The organism is Microcystis sp. T1-4 (assembly GCF_000297435.1).
Taxonomy (GTDB): Bacteria; Cyanobacteriota; Cyanobacteriia; order Cyanobacteriales; family Microcystaceae; genus Microcystis.
This window is the reverse complement of record NZ_CAIP01000163.1, coordinates 1-3,571: the sequence shown is the minus strand read 5'-3', so window position 1 is coordinate 3,571 and position 3,571 is coordinate 1. Positions and strand designations below refer to the sequence as shown.

At 37.8% G+C, this 3,571-nt stretch carries 3 protein-coding genes; 1 reads left to right on the top strand and 2 read right to left on the bottom strand.

Annotated elements, in window-relative coordinates; all coding sequences use genetic code 11:
- Positions 1 to 224: 224 nt before the first annotated feature.
- Positions 225 to 434 (bottom strand): hypothetical protein, encoded by a 210-nt coding sequence (locus tag MICAI_RS09850; RefSeq protein WP_002761322.1) that lies wholly within the window; start codon positions 432 to 434, stop codon positions 225 to 227.
- 92 nt (positions 435 to 526) lie between these two features.
- Entirely contained in the window at positions 527 to 1,798 is a 1,272-nt protein-coding gene (locus MICAI_RS26405) for a sigma factor-like helix-turn-helix DNA-binding protein (protein ID WP_008201101.1), read from the bottom strand.
- A 666-nt stretch (positions 1,799 to 2,464) separates the two neighbouring features.
- Between MICAI_RS26405 and MICAI_RS09840 the strand changes: the two genes are divergently transcribed.
- Positions 2,465 to 3,571, top strand: a 1,107-nt coding sequence (locus MICAI_RS09840; protein ID WP_157221743.1) for a DUF4407 domain-containing protein, incomplete at its 3' end; no start/stop codon positions are given.

The following is a 3,571-nucleotide window of genomic DNA, read 5'->3' as shown; positions in this document are numbered from 1 at the left end:
TTATAAGTTATGGATATACTTAGTATAACTGACTAAGATACAGAAGATTAACCATCGCTTAAACCTCTATTTCCTCTAGCCATGTTTTAATCGCACTGATTAACTTGGGTTGCTGGGGAGGGGTGTTGCTGACTCAAGCTATGAATGCCAACTGTGCATCCTATCCAAAAGTTAGTTTAGCTCTAGGTTTTAAAAACCCCACACAAGAAGATTCCTATTGCAAATCAGCAACCCCAATCTTTGCCACCCTCGACAACTAAGCCAATACTAGAAACATATTGTACGGGTTTGCCTAACATTAAGGGATCTATTTCTCCCCAATCGTAAGGTTCATAATCTTCTAAACGAGATAGTTCGCTATCTAACCAATCATCTCTAGGGGCTGTTTTTTCTGAGGGATTGGGCTGTTTCAGGGAGTCTAAGGGTTTAGTCATGGGGAAAAAATGTCCTATACACAAACATTTTACCCACTATTGACTAACTTTTTAGTTCATCTACACCTCTATTTCCTCTAGCCATGTCTGAATCACGCTGAATAAGTTGGGTTGTTGGGGTTTGAAATATTTTCCTTCAAATCCTTAGCTTTTTCCCATATCAAGTCAAACCTTATTTGATCGGTGCGAATATCATATGGGTCCCAGGATATATGTCCGTCTTCTGGAATTTCTTGCACTCTAGTTGTTATGTTTTCACAGACCAAGAGATTTATCGAAGCTAAGGATGGCCACTCTGACGGTATATCTTCTTCGAGGATATAGCGCACATTTATGCCATCCTGCTTTTGAGATTGCATGATTTGTACGATTTCATCGGAAGGTTTATCTTTTAAGATAAAGACCCTTTTGATATTAGCCTTTCTTTTATCAATTAATTCCTTATTGAATTGTTTAAAAATTTGTCCTAGCTCGCTGTTCCACCAAGAGATTAATCTGCCACTACTCACTGCGGAGATAGAGATAGGTTCTCTATCTTTTGCTTCAAAAATCTTTGTTAAACTCTTCATGATTATTTCAATTCTTGCTTGACCATAAATTTTTATTTTTCCAGTCCCAATAACTTCTTTTGCAATTATTTCTGCATCAATTGGATTCTTGTTTAAGAGGTTATTGACAGAAGAAACAGCACTATTAAACGCAGCTGTTATCGTGTCCTCATTTCTGTCTTTTCCTACATAAAAATTAATTCCGTATTGAAATATAACAGCAGCAGTAACAGGAACTTTTTTATCATTGTTTATTTCTTCATCTTGTGAACCCGCCCAGTGAAGAAAAAAATTATAAGCCTTATCTAACTGCAAGGTCTGGGACTGACTTAATGAATCGGTTAAAGCTTCGTATAATGCGTTAATTGAGCCTTTTTGTACAGATGTTCCTTTAAATTGTTTTTTCGTTTTAGGATTCCACAATGTTACTTCTGCTTCAGCTAATCGGTTTAGTTCGCAAGAAAGTCTAAAGTTTTTTACTTCCAAAATTTCCCCGATTTTTAGCTTTGGAACAATAATCGACTTTATTGCCTGAATAAGACGGCGTTCCTTCCCTCTAGTTTCTCCAGTAATATTAAACTTTTTATAAACTTCTCCCATACACTTCTGACAAGCATTTTCGCTTGTTTCAAGTTCCTTCGCTATTTGTAGATAAGTTTTTTTCTCAATAAAGCGGCGAAAAAAAACCTCTCTTTGCTGATCGGTCAATTGATATTTGTCTGCTACAAAAAAAACTTCCTTTTGCCAATCGGCCAATTCATACTTGTCTGCTGTAGGGATAAGCTTATTTTGGTTCAAGCTAGTCAGTTTTTCCATTTCTTAACTTTTTTATAAAGGGATATTCTTTAGTAACTGCTCAGGAAGGAAGCGATCGGTTTTTGCTTGAGCAAAATTCCCGCCTGTATCTGAATCTGCGATACCAATGACTAAGCAGACGGGAGACACCATATCGTTGACAGACTTGTCCAATCAGATGGTTCCCACAGAGTTGTGCTTGGGCAAAACTGACCGAATCGTGGGCTTTGAACCCGATCACCCTTCTCACACTACCATATTTTCGCCTCCTGAACGACTACTTTTGTATTTCATATTTTGTAGCGGTAGATACAGAAATCACTGAGTCAATACACTTTACTGAGCTTACTGATGTAATTTACTGAGTTTACTGAGCATGAAAAAGAGTCTGAAACGATCGCTCGCTCATTGAGTGTCCTCACACTCACAGCTTTGTCCTCCTGCTCATTGGGGCAACTTCCCATCGACTCTAGTTAAATAAGCCTTGAAGCGTGGAGGATTTATCAAAGTGAACCTGAATCCGCAGTAATTCTACTTTTTTCCATCTTCATGCAAATAATTTCTACTTTTTTCCATCTTCACGCAAATAATTTCTACTTCGATGGGGACTGACATCACCGAGACAACTTTTTACAATAAATCCAGTTCCAGTTTAGGAATTGGCACACCAACCATCAGGAGGTCAATATGAAATCTACATCTCTACCTCAATCTAATGCAAGCTTTGCTCTGAAATTCCTTTGGTTTTGTGCGGGAGCAAACATTAAGGTTTTAGAACGATGCCAAGTCGATCACAATAAATATGCCATGATCGGTTTTACAATTCTGTTGACCTCTGTACTAGCATCTCTCAGTGGAGGTTATGCCCTGTGGACTGTTTTTAATTCCACAAGGATGGCTATCGGCTTTGGTTTCTTTTGGGGATTAATGATTGGCAATCTTGATCGCTTTTTAGTTTCCACCACTCGGAAGGAGGAAAAGTGGAGTCCAGAACAAAGTGGCTTTCTAGCAGTTCGGGTATTAGTCGCTATCTCTATCGCTTTTGTTGTTGCTAAACCCTTGGAACTGAAAATTTTTGAAAAACCTATTCGGGCTGAAATGGTTGAACAAAACTCAAAAAGTGCGTCAGAGAACCAGGAGCGTTTAATCCTGAAGTATTCTGAAATTTCTGACTTAGAAAAAGACAATGAAAAATTGCAGAACGAACTAGATCACTCAAGACAAAACATGGATGAAGCTTATCGGGCTGTTATTGGAGAAGCAGAAGGAACTTCTGGTACAAAAAAATTAGGCCGAGGCCCTGTCTATGACAAAAAATGGCAAAAATATCAGCAAAGTCTGACTGAATATGAAAGCACCAAACAAAATTTAGGTACTCAGATTAAAGAGAATCTCAATCGCATCAAGACATTAACACAAAAACGCGATCTTGAATTGGCGAAGATTGTCGCTGAGAAAGCGAAAGCCGATGATATAATGACTCAGCTTGAGACACTAGATAAGTTAGGAAAGAAAAAACGTATTTATTGGTGGTCAAGCCTTTCCATTACCTTTATTTTTGTTTTAATTGATGTCAGTCCAATCATTGCCAAACTATTGCTAAAACGTGGATTATACGATCATCTCTTAGACGAGGAGGAAAAAATACAGCTAAATCTTTCTTTGCGCTCTCTTCGTTTAAGTGAGTCTCATTATTTGCAACAAATCGAAATACAAGAAAAAGCTCAACAGCAAGCAATTAGTAATGCTTTTCAAAGCGAAAACTATCAAAAAGCTGTAGATGAATTGAGTAAA

Bases quoted from the DNA above. Each gene is read 5' to 3' on its own strand.
- MICAI_RS09850 (WP_002761322.1), bottom strand. From the start codon at position 434: ATGACTAAACCCTTAGACTCCCTGAAACAGCCCAATCCCTCAGAAAAA.
- MICAI_RS26405 (WP_008201101.1), bottom strand. From the start codon at position 1,798: ATGGAAAAACTGACTAGCTTGAACCAAAATAAGCTTATCCCTACAGCA.